9 protein-coding genes are annotated in these 15,274 nt (G+C 48.9%); 3 read left to right on the top strand and 6 right to left on the bottom strand.

Translation table 11 applies throughout. From position 1 onward, the window contains the following. Window positions 1-32: 32 nt before the first annotated feature. The 3 genes from L2712_RS05275 to L2712_RS05265 all read right to left on the bottom strand — a co-directional run bounded on the left by L2712_RS05275 (window position 33) and on the right by L2712_RS05265 (window position 4,327). Window positions 33-1,247, bottom strand: a complete 1,215-nt coding sequence (locus L2712_RS05275; protein WP_248977111.1) for an RsmB/NOP family class I SAM-dependent RNA methyltransferase — start codon at window positions 1,245-1,247, stop codon at window positions 33-35. A gap of 129 nt (window positions 1,248-1,376) precedes the next feature. Beyond that, the gene (locus tag L2712_RS05270) at window positions 1,377-2,642 is read right to left on the bottom strand and encodes a sugar MFS transporter (protein ID WP_088904681.1); all 1,266 of its coding nucleotides are present in this window, start codon (window positions 2,640-2,642) and stop codon (window positions 1,377-1,379) included. Window positions 2,643-2,704: 62 nt separating this feature from the next. After that, on the bottom strand, window positions 2,705-4,327 hold the full coding sequence (locus L2712_RS05265) for an alpha-glucosidase family protein (protein WP_248977110.1): 1,623 nt from the start codon (window positions 4,325-4,327) through the stop codon (window positions 2,705-2,707). Window positions 4,328-4,811: 484 nt separating this feature from the next. Here L2712_RS05265 and L2712_RS05260 point away from each other — a divergent pair, with 484 nt between their 5' ends. The 3 genes from L2712_RS05260 (at window position 4,812) to L2712_RS05250 (ending at window position 11,741) form a co-directional block, all read left to right on the top strand. Then, window positions 4,812-7,640: a TonB-dependent receptor gene (locus L2712_RS05260; protein WP_088904683.1), complete on the top strand. Its 2,829-nt coding sequence runs from the start codon at window positions 4,812-4,814 to the stop codon at window positions 7,638-7,640. Window positions 7,641-7,821: 181 nt separating this feature from the next. Continuing rightward, on the top strand, window positions 7,822-9,771 hold the full coding sequence (locus L2712_RS05255) for a glycoside hydrolase family 13 protein (RefSeq protein ID WP_248977109.1): 1,950 nt from the start codon (window positions 7,822-7,824) through the stop codon (window positions 9,769-9,771). Next, window positions 9,771-11,741 carry an alpha-amylase family glycosyl hydrolase gene (locus L2712_RS05250; RefSeq protein WP_248977108.1) on the top strand — a complete coding sequence of 657 codons (1,971 nt, stop codon included), beginning with the start codon at window positions 9,771-9,773 and terminating at the stop codon, window positions 11,739-11,741. The genes L2712_RS05255 and L2712_RS05250 overlap by 1 nt, the downstream gene beginning before the upstream one ends. Window positions 11,742-11,883: 142 nt before the next feature. On the opposite strand, the gene L2712_RS05245 is transcribed toward L2712_RS05250, so the two are convergent. The 3 genes from L2712_RS05245 to L2712_RS05235 all read right to left on the bottom strand — a co-directional run bounded on the left by L2712_RS05245 (window position 11,884) and on the right by L2712_RS05235 (window position 15,071). Then, entirely contained in the window at window positions 11,884-12,261 is a 378-nt protein-coding gene (locus L2712_RS05245; protein ID WP_248977107.1) for a hypothetical protein, read from the bottom strand. A 109-nt stretch (window positions 12,262-12,370) separates the two neighbouring features. Beyond that, window positions 12,371-12,778 (bottom strand): hypothetical protein, encoded by a 408-nt coding sequence (locus L2712_RS05240; RefSeq protein WP_140946898.1) that lies wholly within the window; start codon window positions 12,776-12,778, stop codon window positions 12,371-12,373. A gap of 829 nt (window positions 12,779-13,607) precedes the next feature. Next, complete coding sequence (locus tag L2712_RS05235; protein WP_248977106.1) at window positions 13,608-15,071, bottom strand: DEAD/DEAH box helicase; 1,464 nt, start codon at window positions 15,069-15,071, stop codon at window positions 13,608-13,610. Between the last annotated feature and the right edge of the window lie 203 nt (window positions 15,072-15,274).

The raw sequence follows: 15,274 nt of genomic DNA, 5'->3' as shown, positions 1-15,274 counted from the left end.
GAGCCTAATGCCGACTTAGACTAGCCCCAAGCCTAGGCTTGATTACGTTTCATACGCGCCAGGTAGAAACCATCGAACCCTGTCTCGGCAACACTGACGGTTTCGTCATCAATAAAGCTGAAATTAGGATTCGCGCTGAGGAAGGCATCGACCTGCTGGCGGTTTTCCTCAGGCATGATAGAACAGGTCGCATAGATCAAGATGCCATCGACCTTAACCATACGGCTATAGCTCTGTAAGATCTCTTTTTGCAGTGCAACCAGCACAGGCAAGCGCTCTGGGGTATCGCGCCATTTCGCATCAGGGTTGCGCTTAAGCACCCCAAGACCCGAACAGGGGACATCCAGCAACACTCTGTCGGCGCTCAGCTTCAAACGTTTAATCGTCTTACTGCTGGCGATAATGCGTGTCTCAACGTTATGAGCAGCGGCGCGGCGCGCACGTTGCTTTAAATTGTCTAATTTCCACTGCTCCACATCCATGGCCAGCAAGCGCCCCTTGCCCTGCATCTGGGCAGCAATGGCCAGCGTCTTACCACCGGCGCCAGCGCAGGCATCGATCACCCGCATGCCGGGCTCGGCTGCAACCGCCGCCGCCACATGCTGAGAGCCTGCATCTTGCTGTTCAAATAGCCCCTGCTTAAAGCTCTCGGTACGAAACAACGCCGCATCTGAGATGACTTCCAGCGCGCTCGGGACTCCTGGCACTTTGCGGGCCTCAACGCCTTCCTTAGCGAGTTGCGATAACAGGTCGGCTGCCGTGGTCTTTAAGGCATTTACCCTTAGGTAGCGTTTCGGCGCCAGGGCCAATGCGGCACGCTCTTTCGGCCAGGCATCACCTAACTGGGCAGCTCCCAACTTATCCAGCCACTCGGGACAACCATCAAACAGCGCCGGATCTTCCTTAGCACTGGCAAGACGCTTGGCAAAATCTTCTTCATCGATAGCTAAGGTGTATTGCAACTTAGGGATCGGCAACTCGTAAAACATGTGCCAGGCGTTTAACAGACGTGAGCCCATACGCTCTATATCTTCGGTGCTGATATCGGCTAGATAGCAATAGAGATTGAGACGGCGCAAAATATCGCCGGTGACACTCGTGATTCTGGCTTGCTCAGACGGCGCCAGTTTCAGCCCGGAAAAGTGGTGCGAATAGGCGCGATCCAGGGGTTTCCCCTGCTCGAGTACCATAGCAAGCACATTGATAACTAATTCGGTTGAACTTGGAGACAGCGACGCATTAATCATGATAAAGCCTAGATAGTAAAAATCGCACGGATCATAGGAGTTAAACCCCTGTGACGCAAGCGATACCCAAAGATATGCCAATAAAAAAGGCAAGCATTGCTGCTTGCCTCCTATTCTTAGGGCTTGCTGTTAGAGCTTAGAGCCCTTCAAGCCATAAAACAGAATGAAGAGATAACAGATGATCGGCAGGAAGAAAGCCTGTTGGATCCCGATATTATCGGCTAATACGCCTTGTATGAGCGGTAAGATAGCACCGCCAACAATGGCCAGACACAAGACACCTGAACCCTGCGAGGTGTGCGGACCAAGATCTCTCAGTGCCAGACTGAAGATAGTTGGGAACATGATAGAGTTAAACAAGCCAACACCTAAGATAGCCCACATGGCGACCGCACCAGAACTGGTCATCGCCAGCGCCACCAGTAATGCAGCCATCATGGCATTGAAACCGAGCACAGTACCGGCAGGTACTTTCTGCATTACGGCACTACCGATAAAGCGTCCCACCATGGCGCCGCCCCAGTAGTAAGTGATATAGCCCGCGGCGCTCGCCTCGGTCAATCCGGCAATGTCATCCTGGGCCAAGAAGTTGACCAGGAAGCTACCAATCGCCACCTCAGCGCCCACATAGACGAAAATACCCACAGCGCCAAGCACCAGGTGAATCGACTGCAGCGCACTGGTTTTGCCATTGTGTACCACCTCACCCTGCTCGCTGCTTTGGCAGTGCTCTTTGATCTGTGGCAGATCCAACTTAGCAAAGATCAGGGCAAGCAGACCAAGGGCGCTAGCTAGGATTAAGTAAGGCAGTTTAACCACCTCGGCTTCAGCCTGAGCCTGGCTCAGTGTCTCGGTCGCTTCCACGGCCACAGAGAGGATCAATACCGCGCCAAAATATGGCGCCACGGTAGTCCCCAGAGCATTAAACGCCTGGGTGAGGTTCAAACGACTAGAAGCCGTTTCAACACTGCCTAGTGCGTTCACATAAGGGTTGGCTGCCACCTGCAAGATAGTGATCCCAGAGGCCAGTACAAACAAGGCGCCTAAAAACAGACCGTAGGTGGCCAGCGCCGCTGCCGGATAGAAAAGCGCACAACCTAAGGCGGCGATCAGCAGCCCGGTTACTATCCCCTTTTGATAACCGAGCGCCTTTACCAGCTTACCAGCCGGCATAGACACCAGAAAGTAAGCACCGAAGAAGCAAAACTGGATTAACATCGCTTCGGCATAGCTAAGGGAAAACGCCGCCTTGAGATGTGGAATCAAGATATCGTTCAGACAGGTGATAAACCCCCACATGAAGAACAGTGAAGTGAGTGACACTAGAGCAAAACGATAATTTTCGTTTTGTCCGCCAACCCCGGTAGCCGTGCTAGTTTGCTGCATTATTGCCATCTTTAGGTTCTCAGTTATTTTTGTTGTTAAAATTTTCAATCAAAGTTTACTGCATCCAGCGCCTACTGCTTCCACCCATAGAAGCAACCAAAGGCCTCGAAATGAATTTGCGGCGCTTGCCACTCGGCATTCGGCAGCCCATGTCCATCAAGCGGTGTCAGTTCACAGGCTTCGGATAGCCTATAGGCTTGTGGCTGATTGCTTAAGTTAAAGGCAACCAAGAGCGTCTTGTCGTCTAAGGTGCGCTCAAATAGCAAAATTTCATCGGTTGCATCGATAAATTTGATATCACCCGTGACCAATATCGGATGCAGTTTACGCCAGGCCAACATATGACGGTAGTGATTTAAAATCGATGTAGGCTCGGCATCCTGAAGATCCACCGCCAAGGCTTTATGACTTTGGGGAACGGGCAACCAAGGCGTATTAGGGCTAAAGCCGGCATGAGCGGCGTCATGTTGCCACGGCATAGGAGTACGACAACCATCACGTCCCTTAAACATAGGCCAGAAGGTGATACCAAACGGATCTTGCAGCTGCTCATAGGCAATTTCTACTTCGTCTAACCCCAGCTCTTCCCCTTGATAGCTGCAGACACTGCCGCGTAGTGAACAGAGCAAACCATTAAGCATCTTGGCCATATCACCATTAAAGGCTTCTCGCCCCCAACGGGTGGCAACCCGCTGAACATCGTGATTACCAATGGCCCAACAAGGCCAGCCATCACCTATGCTTTGTTCCAGTTCCTCTACCGTCTGGCGGATATAGCCAGGACTAAAGTCATCGGTGAGCAGCTCAAAGCTATAGGCCATATGCAGCCGCTCTTCGCCCTGAGTATACTCAGCCATGGTCGAAAGCGAGTCTTCAGACGAAACCTCGCCTAATGTAACCACACCAGGATATTGATCAATCAGTGCCCGCAGCTCCTCGATAAAGCCAACGGTCTGCGGACGCGTATTATTGTAGTAGTGATACTGATAGGCATAAGGGTTATCTTCACTAAAGCCCCTGCCCTGACGCTTGTCCGCTGGCTTAGCTGGATTGTCTCTAAGCTGCTCATCGTGGTAACAGAAGGTGATCGCATCCAAGCGGAAGCCGTCGACGCCCTTGTCTAGCCAGAACTTAACATTGTCCAGCACGGCCTGACGGACTTCAGGATTATGGAAGTTAAGATCTGGCTGACTGGCTAGGAAGTTATGCAGATAGTATTGCTGACGACGTGGCTCCCACTCCCAGGCGCAGCCACCGAAAATAGCCAACCAGTTATTGGGCGCTGTGCCATCTTCTTTAGGATCGACCCAGACATACCAGTCCTGTTTTGCATTATCGCGACTTTCGCGACTCTCGCTAAACCAAGCGTGTTGATCTGAGGTGTGGCTTAACACCTGGTCGATAATCACCTTAATACCCAGGCGATGCGCCTTGTCGATCAACTCATCGAAGTCATTCATGGTGCCAAACAGTGGGTCGATGGCACGGTAGTCACTGATGTCGTAGCCAAAATCTTTCATCGGCGACTTAAAGAAAGGTGAGATCCAGATGGCATCGACATTCAAACTGGCAATGTAGTCCAGCTTACTGATGATACCCTGAAGATCGCCAACGCCATCGCCGTTAGAGTCCATTAAGCTGCGAGGATAGATCTGATAGATGACGGCGCCGCGCCACCAGGAGAGTTGGTTCATTATCGCCCCTATGTCATCAACGACTATATTAAAGACTGTAAAGCCTCTGGGTTGCATACCTGTTACCCAATCGTTGTCGACGAACAATTGTTATTAGAATGAAACGAGCATACGTCATCCATGAAATCGGGTTCAACATCTCTGCATACGTATGCAAAACCCACAGGTACAAAGCACCTTCTTAAGCGACAATATGTATTCCATAAAAAACAATTAGATAGTAAGATTTTTGAAGGCGATTTTGTGACCCTGAGCAGGCCAATCAATCCCCTTTATGAGGCCTGAGTCACTTTTGAATACGTATGCATAATATTGTTACAGCAACAAGTGCAAGAGTAGTATCGGGTCTGCTACATAACAACTTAGAAACAAGTACAATAACAAGCACTCTCATTCACCTATATAGTTGTGAACAAGGGAACCCCCCTTTATTCACACACAAGAAGTAATACAGCATGAATAGAGTGAAAAAAGGGGAAGATGGATGTTTCAATTTAAACCTAACCTGCTCACGTTAGCCCTGCTTTCGGCTGGCGTTTGTACCCAAGTCTATGCAGCTGACAATGAGGTGGCTAACACTGAATCAACTGCAACGGCTCAAGAAGAATCGATTGAAGTCATTGAAGTACGCGGTTTTCGTACCAGTGTGATTAAATCGCTTAATAACAAACGCTTTGCTGACACGGTATCAGAAACTATTTCTGCTGACGATTTAGGCGCCCTGCCAGATCAGTCAATTGCCGATGCACTTACTCGTTTGCCAGGTGTTACTGCCGTACGTACCGGTGGCCAGGCAAGTGGTCTTAATATTCGTGGTTTAGACGGTGACTTTGTTTCAGCAACCTTAAACGGTCGCGAGCAAGTGACCACAGGTGGTAAGCGAGCGATTGAATTCGATCAATATCCATCTGAGCTGATTAACCAGGCGCAAGTCTATAAATCACCAAAAGCATCTCTAATCGAAGGTGGTGTGGCCGGTACGGTAGAACTCAAAACAGCCGATCCCCTACAAGCACCAAAAGAGCACAACTTCACCGTTAATGCCCGTGGTAGCTTTAACGACCGTGCTGGTGAAGTGTCTGACGCTGAGGAGTATGGTAATCGCCTAAGCTTCTCTTACCAAGGTAAGTTCCTTGAAGAAACGCTAGGTGTTGCAGTTGGTTATGCCCACCTTTATCAACCTTACGTATCAAGTCAGTTCATTGGTCTTCGTTTTAACGATGACAGACGTGATGTGAACGGCGATGGCAATCTAGAGTCCATCAGTGAAGGCTTCGAGATGCAACAGAAAGGCGGCACCGATACTCGTGACGGTTATATGGGTGCCATCCACTGGCAACCAAATGATAACTGGAGCATCAAAGGCGACATTTTCCATTCTAAGTTCGATTCAGAAAACTTTGCCCGTGGTTTCCGAGTTAAATCACTGAAAAATGGTCAAATCAGTGATGCTATCGTAGAAGATGGCTCAATGGTTGGCGGCACAGTTTCAACCGACGGCACAGATAACTTTGCCGTATTTGTGGTAAACGACAACGATTCTAAATTTTCTGAGCTGACCTCTGGCGCTGTCAACATTGAATGGAATAACGGTGAAAACCTGACTATCGCGGCCGACATTAGCTACTCTTCTGCCGACGGTGAATTTGTTAACGGCGGTACCCGAGCGGTTATCTATGACGATATTGGCAATCAGGTTAGATCGGCAGAGTCTGTTACTTACAAACTTAATGGATTAAACCCAGCGGATATCGCTTTCGCAAAAGACTACACTGATACCTCAACATTAGGTCTTAGAGAAGTGGGTATGTGGCCATATGATCAGCAAAACGATCTGATTGCCTACAAACTTGACCTGAACTACCAACTGGACAACAGCGTCTTCTCTTCTATTGATGTAGGCGTGAGATATTCACAGCGTGAGTTTAATGCCCAGCGTTCTCAAGCGGGTTACGGCTTTGAGTTTGGTACCAACCCAGAGAATCAACCTGTAATAGCGCTTACCGATGATATGACACGTGTCGTTAATTTCGGCGGTGAATTATCAGGATACCCAAGTTTCCTAGCTATCGATTTCGATAAGGCAGTGGATCTGGTTAACGCACAATTGGCCGCAACCGGACAAGATCCTTTTGCACCGACAGCTAATTGGGCAAACAACTGGACCATGATCCAGAGCGGTTCGGTCAATGAAGATGTACTGGCTGGATACGTACAAGCTAACCTTGATTTTGCCATCGGCGATCTGCCTGTGACCGGTAATATTGGCCTGCGTGTTGTTAACACTGACCAATCAAGCACTGGTTTGCAGCAAGTTGGCTTTGGTTTAGGTGAAGAGATTGTCGATGAGAAAGGTGTGGTCAGCACAGACTATATCCGCAACGAAGTGGGTAAGTCTTATACCGACTACCTACCTTCAATCAACTTAAACTTCCACCTGACACAGAACGATCAAATCCGTTTCGCCGCCGCATCGGTTATGGCTCGTCCACCTATCGACAAGCTAAAATCAGGTATGGGTTCTTGGTATGACGATGCGTCGACTCCTGGCTATAAGAAGTACAATGCTTGGGGTAACACCAGTCCGCTACTGGATCCTTTCTACGCCGATCAATATGACCTGTCGTATGAGCACTATTTTGAAGAGTCTGAAGGTGCGATTGTTTTAGCCGTGTTCTACAAAGATATTAAATCTTTCATCAACAACTTTACCATTCAGCCTTTTGACTTCGAAGAAGCGGGCTTTATCGTGCCAGACACTATTGTCGATAACGGCGTAGAGTTCCCTGTTGTTAAAGATGAAGGTCAGTATCAAACGGCAATCAACAATGATAACGGCGGTTACATTCGCGGTGTGGAGCTTGCATATACTCAAGTGTTTGATTTCTTACCCGGAGCTTTGAATGGCTTAGGCTTTACAGGCAGTTACTCATACTCAGACAGTGAAGTTGAGTTCGAAACTGATTTAAGCGGTCAATCGTTATCAATACCACTGCCAGGCTTATCAGAGCATGTGTTGAATACCACCTTGTTCTACACCTTAGATGGTTTCGATACTCGCTTAAGCATGCGCTATCGTAGTGAATATGTGTCTGAGCAGGTTGCGGTTGAATCTCAACTGGCCTTCTTCGATGCTGAAACAGTCTTCGATTATCAGGCGTCATACGCGATGGACAACGGCCTTAAGTTCCTGTTCCAGGTTAACAACCTAACGGATGAAGCCAACAAGACTTACTTTGGTCAAACCCATCAAACAGGTACGATTCAAAGCTTTGGTCGCCAGTACTTCCTAGGATTTAGCTACACTATGTGATCTTAGGTCATTGCTGATAAACACCTGCTTTAGTCAAATAAAGCAGGTGTTTCTATATCTGCCCTATAAAAAACCAGCAAGGTCAGATTAAGCTTAAACGCTACCTGATTTAAGCCCTAATGTAATTTCAAACGCTAATCTACTTTTAAGCGCGAAACCAATAAGCGCGAAAGGACAGCCCATGAGACGTCTTCATAGCAAGTTTACCAGCACACTCATTGCTACATCACTCATACTGTTAACACCAGTCACGCATCACACTTTGGCAGCTCCCCTTCCCTTAAACCATGATACAGCACTTCGTATCGAGCCCCTTAACTGGTGGGCAGACATGCACCATAGCCAGCTGCAGCTGATGGTTTATGGCAAAAATATCGCCAAGGCCAAGGTAAGCATCACCGCCGATGGCGTGGCCCTTAAAGGCGTTGAAACCACAGAGAACCCCAACTACCTGTTTATCAACCTGGACACCCAGGGCGCGAAGGCCCAGACCTTTCAGCTGATATTTGACCAAGACGGCGAGGCGCAAATTAGCGTGGCTTATGATCTCCTTAAGCGCGATAAAGGCAGTGCAGAGCGCCTCGGCTTTAGCAACAAAGATGTTATCTATCTCATCACCCCAGATCGCTTCGCCAACGGCGATCCCGGCAACGACAATCATCCTGATATGATAGAGCGCGCCGATCGCAGTAACCCAGGTGGTCGTCATGGCGGTGACATTCAGGGGATCATCAACAGCTTGGACTATCTGGCCGATCTCGGCGTCACGCAGCAGTGGATCAACCCGCTGACGGAGAATAACCAGGCCGAATACTCCTATCATGGCTATTCAGTGACAGACCATTACCGTATCGACCCAAGATTTGGCAGCAATCAAGACTATCGTCAGCTAGCCCTGAAGGCACAAGAGAAAGGCATTGGCATCATCGCCGATGTGGTGGTTAACCATATCGGTTCTAACCACTGGTGGATGCAAGATCTGCCGACCAACGACTGGGTCAACCGGCCTTCATCTCCATTAGCGAAAAGCAAGGACAATGCGAAGGCGCTTACCTTTACCAGCCACAGACGCACAACCTTACAAGACCCCTATTCTGTAGACAAGGACACACAGGAGTTCACTGATGGCTGGTTTGTCGAGTCGATGCCTGACCTTAATCAGCGCCAACCACTTCTGGCTAATTATCTGATCCAAAACAGCATCTGGTGGGTAGAGCATGGTCACCTAAGCGGTATCCGCGAAGACACCTACTCCTACGCCGACAAGGCGTTTCTGGTAGATTGGACCCAGGCCATCATGGCCGAATATCCACACTTTAACATTGTCGGCGAAGAGTGGACGGGTAACCCGATCACCATCTCTTACTGGCAAAAAGGCAAGAACAATAAAGATGGCTATCGCTCGGCGCTGCCCAGCCTGATGGACTTTCCACTATATGAAACCCTGCTTAAAGCGCTTAGCGAAGAGGAAGGCTGGAGCGAAGGCCTGATACACCTATACGAATTTCTGGCCAACGATGTGGTCTATGCGGACCCAACCCAACTGGTACTGTTCGAGGGTAACCATGACACCAACCGCCTCTACAGCCTGCTAGGCGACAATCTGGCCCTCACTAAGATGGCCCTGGCCTATGTGCTGACCAGTAACCGTATTCCACAGATATTTTATGGCTCAGAAATTTTGATGCAAAGTCCCACTAAGGATCGTAATGACGGCATCACACGCTCTGATTTCCCTGGCGGGTGGCAAGATGATGCTGTCTCTGTTTTTGATAACAAAGGACTAAGTGATGACCAAGCCTCTATGCTGAGCTTTACCCGAAGCTTACTAAATTACCGCAAACAGGCAGACTTTATTCACAATGGCGGGCTGCGTCACTATGTGCCCCAAGATGGCGTGTATGTGCAGATGCGCTGCGCCAAACAAGATTGCAGTGACAAGGCGCGCCTCATGGTGGTGTACAACAAAAACGATAAACCAGTAACGCTTCCCCTCGTCCGCTACCGCGATCTGCTCGCAAGCGCTGGCAGTGCCCGCAATGTGATCAGTGGCGAGACCGTCGCACTTGGGAAAACACTAACACTTAACGGCCAAGGGGTTACCCTGCTTGCCATAGAGGAAACCAATTGATGCCCACACATGCATTAGTTAAACGCTGCAAGCAGCCCTATCAACTGCTACTGAGTAGCGCTGCACTGCTGTTATCGGCGCAGGTGGCGGCGCTGCCATCGGCGTTGCAGCCTGAACTTGGCGCTCAGCACGCCGTTGTGCCTCAAACAACTGCTGGGCCACAGCAAGCTTTTGTTAGGAGTGAAAAGCCTGTGATCTATCAGGTCTTCACCCGTTTGTTTGGTAACACTCAAACCGCCAATATTCCATGGGGCACCAAAGCGCAAAATGGTGTCGGTAAATTCAGTGACTTTACCCCGGCGGCACTTGATAGCATAAAGTCATTAGGAGCAAGCCACATCTGGTATACAGGGATCCCACACCATGCCTTGGTGGGTGATTATACCCAATACGGCATAGACAATGATGATCCCGATGTGGTCAAGGGGCGTGCAGGCTCTCCCTACGCGGTAAAAGACTACTATAATGTCAACCCGGATCTGGCAGACGATCCCGCCAAGCGTCTGCAGGAGTTCGAAGCCCTTATTGCACGAACTCATGAGGCGGGCATGCAAGTGATCATAGACATAGTGCCCAACCATGTGGCGCGTCATTATAAATCGCTATCGGCGCCAAAAGGCGTCAGAGACTTCGGCGCAGATGACAATACCCAAGTCAGTTATGCGAAGCACAACGACTTTTACTATGTGGTCGACACTCCCTTCAAGGTGCCCTTGCTTTCAGATGAGATAAAGCCCCTTGGCGGCGAGTCCCATCCCCAGGCTGATGGTAAGTTTGATGAGTTTCCCGCCAAATGGACAGGTAACGGCGCCCGCGCCGCCCAGCCAGATGCCAACGACTGGTATGAGACAGTAAAGATCAACTATGGCATCACGCCAGACGGCCGCATCGACTACCCGCAGCTGCCCTCAGGCTATGAGACGAAGTCTGTTGCTGAGCACTACGCCTTCTGGCAACAGGTGCCTGACAGCGAGATCCCAGGCGCCTGGCATAAGTTTAACCAGATAGCCCAATACTGGCTCGACAAAGGCGTAGACGGCTTTCGTTTCGATATGGCCGAGATGGTACCCGTAGCCTTCTGGAGCTATCTGAATAGCCATATCAAGCACACCAATCCCGATGCCCTACTTCTGGCCGAGGTCTACACCCCGAGTCGTTATCGCGACTATATTCACCTTGGCAAGATGGACTATCTCTACGACAAAGTTGGGCTCTATGACAGCCTCAAGGCGATCATTCAGGGTAAGGCGGACACCCAGGCGATCGAGCGCGATCGTAAAAGTGTTGCGGACATCGCCGAGCATATGCTGCACTTTTTGGAGAACCACGATGAGCAGCGTATCGCCAGCCCGGAGTTTGCTGGCGATCCCACCAAGGCACTCCCAGCCATGGTGGTATCCACTACCCTGAGCCGGGCACCTACTCTGATCTATTTTGGCCAGGAAGTCGGCGAAGATGGCAGTGAAGATGCAGGCTTTGGCAAGCCAAGTCGCACCAGTATCTTCGATTATATTGGTGTGCCCGCCCACCAGCGCTTTATGAACATGGGTAAATTTGACGGCGGTCAGTCATCAGAAGAAGAGTTGAGCCTGCGAGCTTACTACGCCAAGCTACTAAACCTTAGCCACAGCCTCAGCGCCCTAAGCGGTGAGTATGGCGATCTGCACAAGGCCAATCTCGCGCAAGAGAAGGGTTATGACACAGATCTATTTGCCTTCAGTCGCTTCGACGAGACGCAAAAGCTGATCATCGTCAGCAACTTCTCATCCACTGAGACAAAAAGCCTGACACTAGCACTACCTGAAACCTTGGTTAACCAATGGCAACTCAATCCCGGCACTTACCCGCTTAAAGAGATGCTAAGTGATAAGAAGCCAACAACACCGCTGACACTATCGGCAAAGGGAGCCCAAGTCACACTGACCCTAGCCCCACTGGAATCTAAGGTGCTCCTTGTCGGAGATAAATAACCGCGTAGGCTGGTAATTGCAAAATATCAAAGCGAGTAGTCATTAAGTACAACCCCCGCATACTCAAACTGCTCGCTTTTTTGCGCTTGTTGCTTGATGTGGAGATGCGCCTCCAAGCAGAACTTGTGTTTTAATTGGATTGCTATGTTTCGTCGCTCGGGCAACTATTGTCATCAAAAGAATATTGATAGAGACCATGTTCACTCTCTAAAACGACATTATTTTTGTCCACTATGCGCATTGCTAAGTTGCTTTCAGTTAAAGCCGACAGTAAGCCTTTGCAGTCACCTATATCTTTGGGTTGCGGAAGACTCTGTAAGCGCGCTAAAGCCTGCATAAAGTTACTAGACCCATTTTGCTTATTTAATCTCATCGTCAGTTTTGGCCCTGGCGGCATTTCGGACCGCTCTATTCTAGTACCCGTTATTGTGATCTTTTGAGAAGATTGATCGTCAACTTGTGGTTTTGAAGCACACCCAGACGCAAGAATGACAAGTAAAAACATAGTCAAGACTGTCATTTAAATTCCTTTTTTTGACGTCTCACACTAACTAGTAAGCTTTGTTACACCCTACGATATACACTGCAAAAGGTAGAACAGCCTTGATGAACCCTAACTCAGTGGCTTGTTAAGTGGCATTTTTATTCTGCTCCACTCTCTTTCTAATCTCAGGAAGTTGGTACTGTAGAATACCAAAAGTTATAACCACTGGAATTACAGCAACCCATAATAAACCCTCAATGAACCATAATGACGTAAACAATAATTGAAGGGCTACATATAACAGTAACTTTAACCAATTGGGAGCAATAAGCATTTGTCCCATAATCATAATCGGCAAGGCAAAAATTAAAGTACCCAAAGTGATTGAAGCAGCATGATGGCCAAGCGAATCACCACCTATGAACCACTGATATAAATCGTAGCTAAAAATGACAAATATGGGGATTAGGGATAAAGCTACCAGAAAAACACTATGCCTTTCTTTAGCAACCAATCTTAAATGTTCATCATTTTTTTGTTGAAGTGTCTTCATGCTATCCATGTCATATAGTGCTTAACATATTGATACCTTAAAAGTGCTTTATCAACGCATAAATTTTTCACCACAATGTTTGTGGGAAGTAATAAACATCTAAACTACGTTTGCTTGCATGGACTTAAATCTTTACCTTTAACTAATAATGATTTCACCATCAAATGTATTACTAAGACTTCAAATAAAACCCAATCACAAACTAATGCGTTTCTAATACTGACAGGAAAATAGTCAATTCAATGCCAACAACTTAGCATTGATTTTTATGTGATAACAACTGCTAAGTGCTCATAGAAAGCGAGACTTTACATAAAAGCGCCAAAGTTACTGCTCTTCGTTGTTTCCAGCAATTAAGTATGCGGCCAAATCGAAGAGACATTTAGATACCAGTGTAGATACGCCGGTGACCTTCGGTTTCAGGGATGAAACCGCAGAGCGGCCATGGATGGCGCACAGCGTGTCACAGGTGTATCTGCACATTCCCCCGCCGGGCAGGCGATAAATCACAGTGAAGGTTTGACCTTCAATTCCCTTTCCAACATCCATGTAAGTCAGACGAACTAAGTGTTAGAGGCGTATCAGCAGATTCCCCCGCCGGGCAGGCGATAAATCACAGGGAAGGTTTGACCTTCAATTCCCTTTCCAACATCCATGTAAGTCAGACGAACTAAGTGTTAGAGGCGTATCAGCACATCCCCCCACCGGGCAGGCGATAAATCACAGTGAAGGTTTGACCTTCAATACCCCCTAAAACATCTACGCAGCGCAGATAACAAAACCACCTGCCACAAAAAAGCCCTCGACTAGAGGGCTTTCTATTTTAACCTTACTCCTTCGGAGGCCTGCTATCCGTCCAAGGATTAAAGGCTGGCTTTTGTTCAACCTTACGCTCCGAATTTTGATCTTTCCCACCGTCATCAGGCGCTGCTGATTTAGCTTTAGCAGGCCTAATGCTCTTGTCTGTAAAATTACCTTTATAGGATGATGCCTTAGCTTGAGGCTTAGACTGTCCGCTAGGCTTAACCTCGCTGCGCTTATCCTCTCTTGCCTTATCTTGGACCTTCTCACCCCGGCTGGTTGATGCATCAGGCCCCTTTTCACCTTGCTGCTCACGCCTGGCCTTAGGCACATAATTGAGAATTGAGATTGGTACAGGCTTTCTTGGCGCAAAGCCCTCAATTTCACGGCGCTCGAGTAGATGATCGAGACGACTCTCAATCATGCAGAGGTTCTTAAAGTCATCTTTTGATACCAGGGAGATCGCCTCCCCCTTGGCACCAGCGCGGCCGGTACGTCCGATACGATGCACATATTCGTCCGCAGGAAACGGCAGGTCATAGTTAATCACCAGTGGCAGGTTATCGATATCGATACCGCGCGCCGAGATCCCGGTCGAGATAAGATAGGCGATCTTACCGGCCTTAAAATCAGCCAGGATCTGCTCACGTACCGCCTGAGTGCGGCCGCTGTGAATACACTCCGCCTGAATCCCCCGCTTCTCTAGCTGACTCACCAGCTTGGCGGCGCCATGTTTGGTCTCGATAAAGATCAGTGCCTGAGGCCAGGCATTCTCTTTGATCAGCTGGCTAAGCAGCGCCGACTTCTTATCCTTGTCGACTGTGGTGATCCACTGCTCAATATCAGGTTGACTCTCTTCATTTCTAGTCACCGACAGGTGGATCGCCTTAGGTACCGCCTGTTTTGCTAGTTCTCGGACCGGACGTGACAAGGTGGCAGAAAACAGCAGGTTTTGTCTCTCTTCGGGCAGGGTATCGATGATCTTAGTAATATCTTCAATAAAGCCCATATCCAACATGCGGTCGGCTTCATCGAGCACCAAGAACTCAACTTCATCGAAGCGAATCGCTCTTTGGGTATAGAGATCCCGCAGACGTCCGGGCGTCGCCACCACGATATCGACCCCTTCTATCAACTGCTGTTTTTGCGCCGCGGCATCGACGCCACCATAGATGGCCATAGAGACCAAACCAGAACCTTTACCATACTCGCTAATTCGGCCATTTACCTGACTCACTAGTTCGCGAGTCGGCGCTAAAATGATGGCTCGGGCGCGCTTCTTACGCTGAGTCTCACCTTGCATAAGCTTGGACAACATGGGCAACACAAAACTGGCCGTCTTACCACTGCCGGTCTGCGCCGCCGCGATCAGGTTTTTCCCCTTGAGCGCCAACGGAATCGCTTCCTGCTGAATAGGTGTAGCTTGCTGATACCCAAGTTCGGCTAGATTGGATAACAAGGTGGCCGGCAGGCCAAGGTTGGCAAAGGTCATGTGTACTCTCTAATGGTGGCTAAGAAGGGCTAAATGCAGACGCCGAGCCAGGCGACAGGCAATTTAGGCGCGCTAGTATAACAGAGCTAACTACTAAGACTAGCACGACATAACTCAAATAAGACTTAATGGTTTGCCAGACAAAGACTTTCCCGCCGCTATGCTAGCAGCCTGGTCATTAGCCTGTCGCCTATGCTGTTTAC

This window comes from Shewanella marisflavi, assembly GCF_023283925.1.
Lineage (GTDB): Bacteria > Pseudomonadota > Gammaproteobacteria > Enterobacterales > Shewanellaceae > Shewanella > Shewanella marisflavi.
This window is presented reverse-complemented; position numbering and strand designations above follow the sequence as displayed.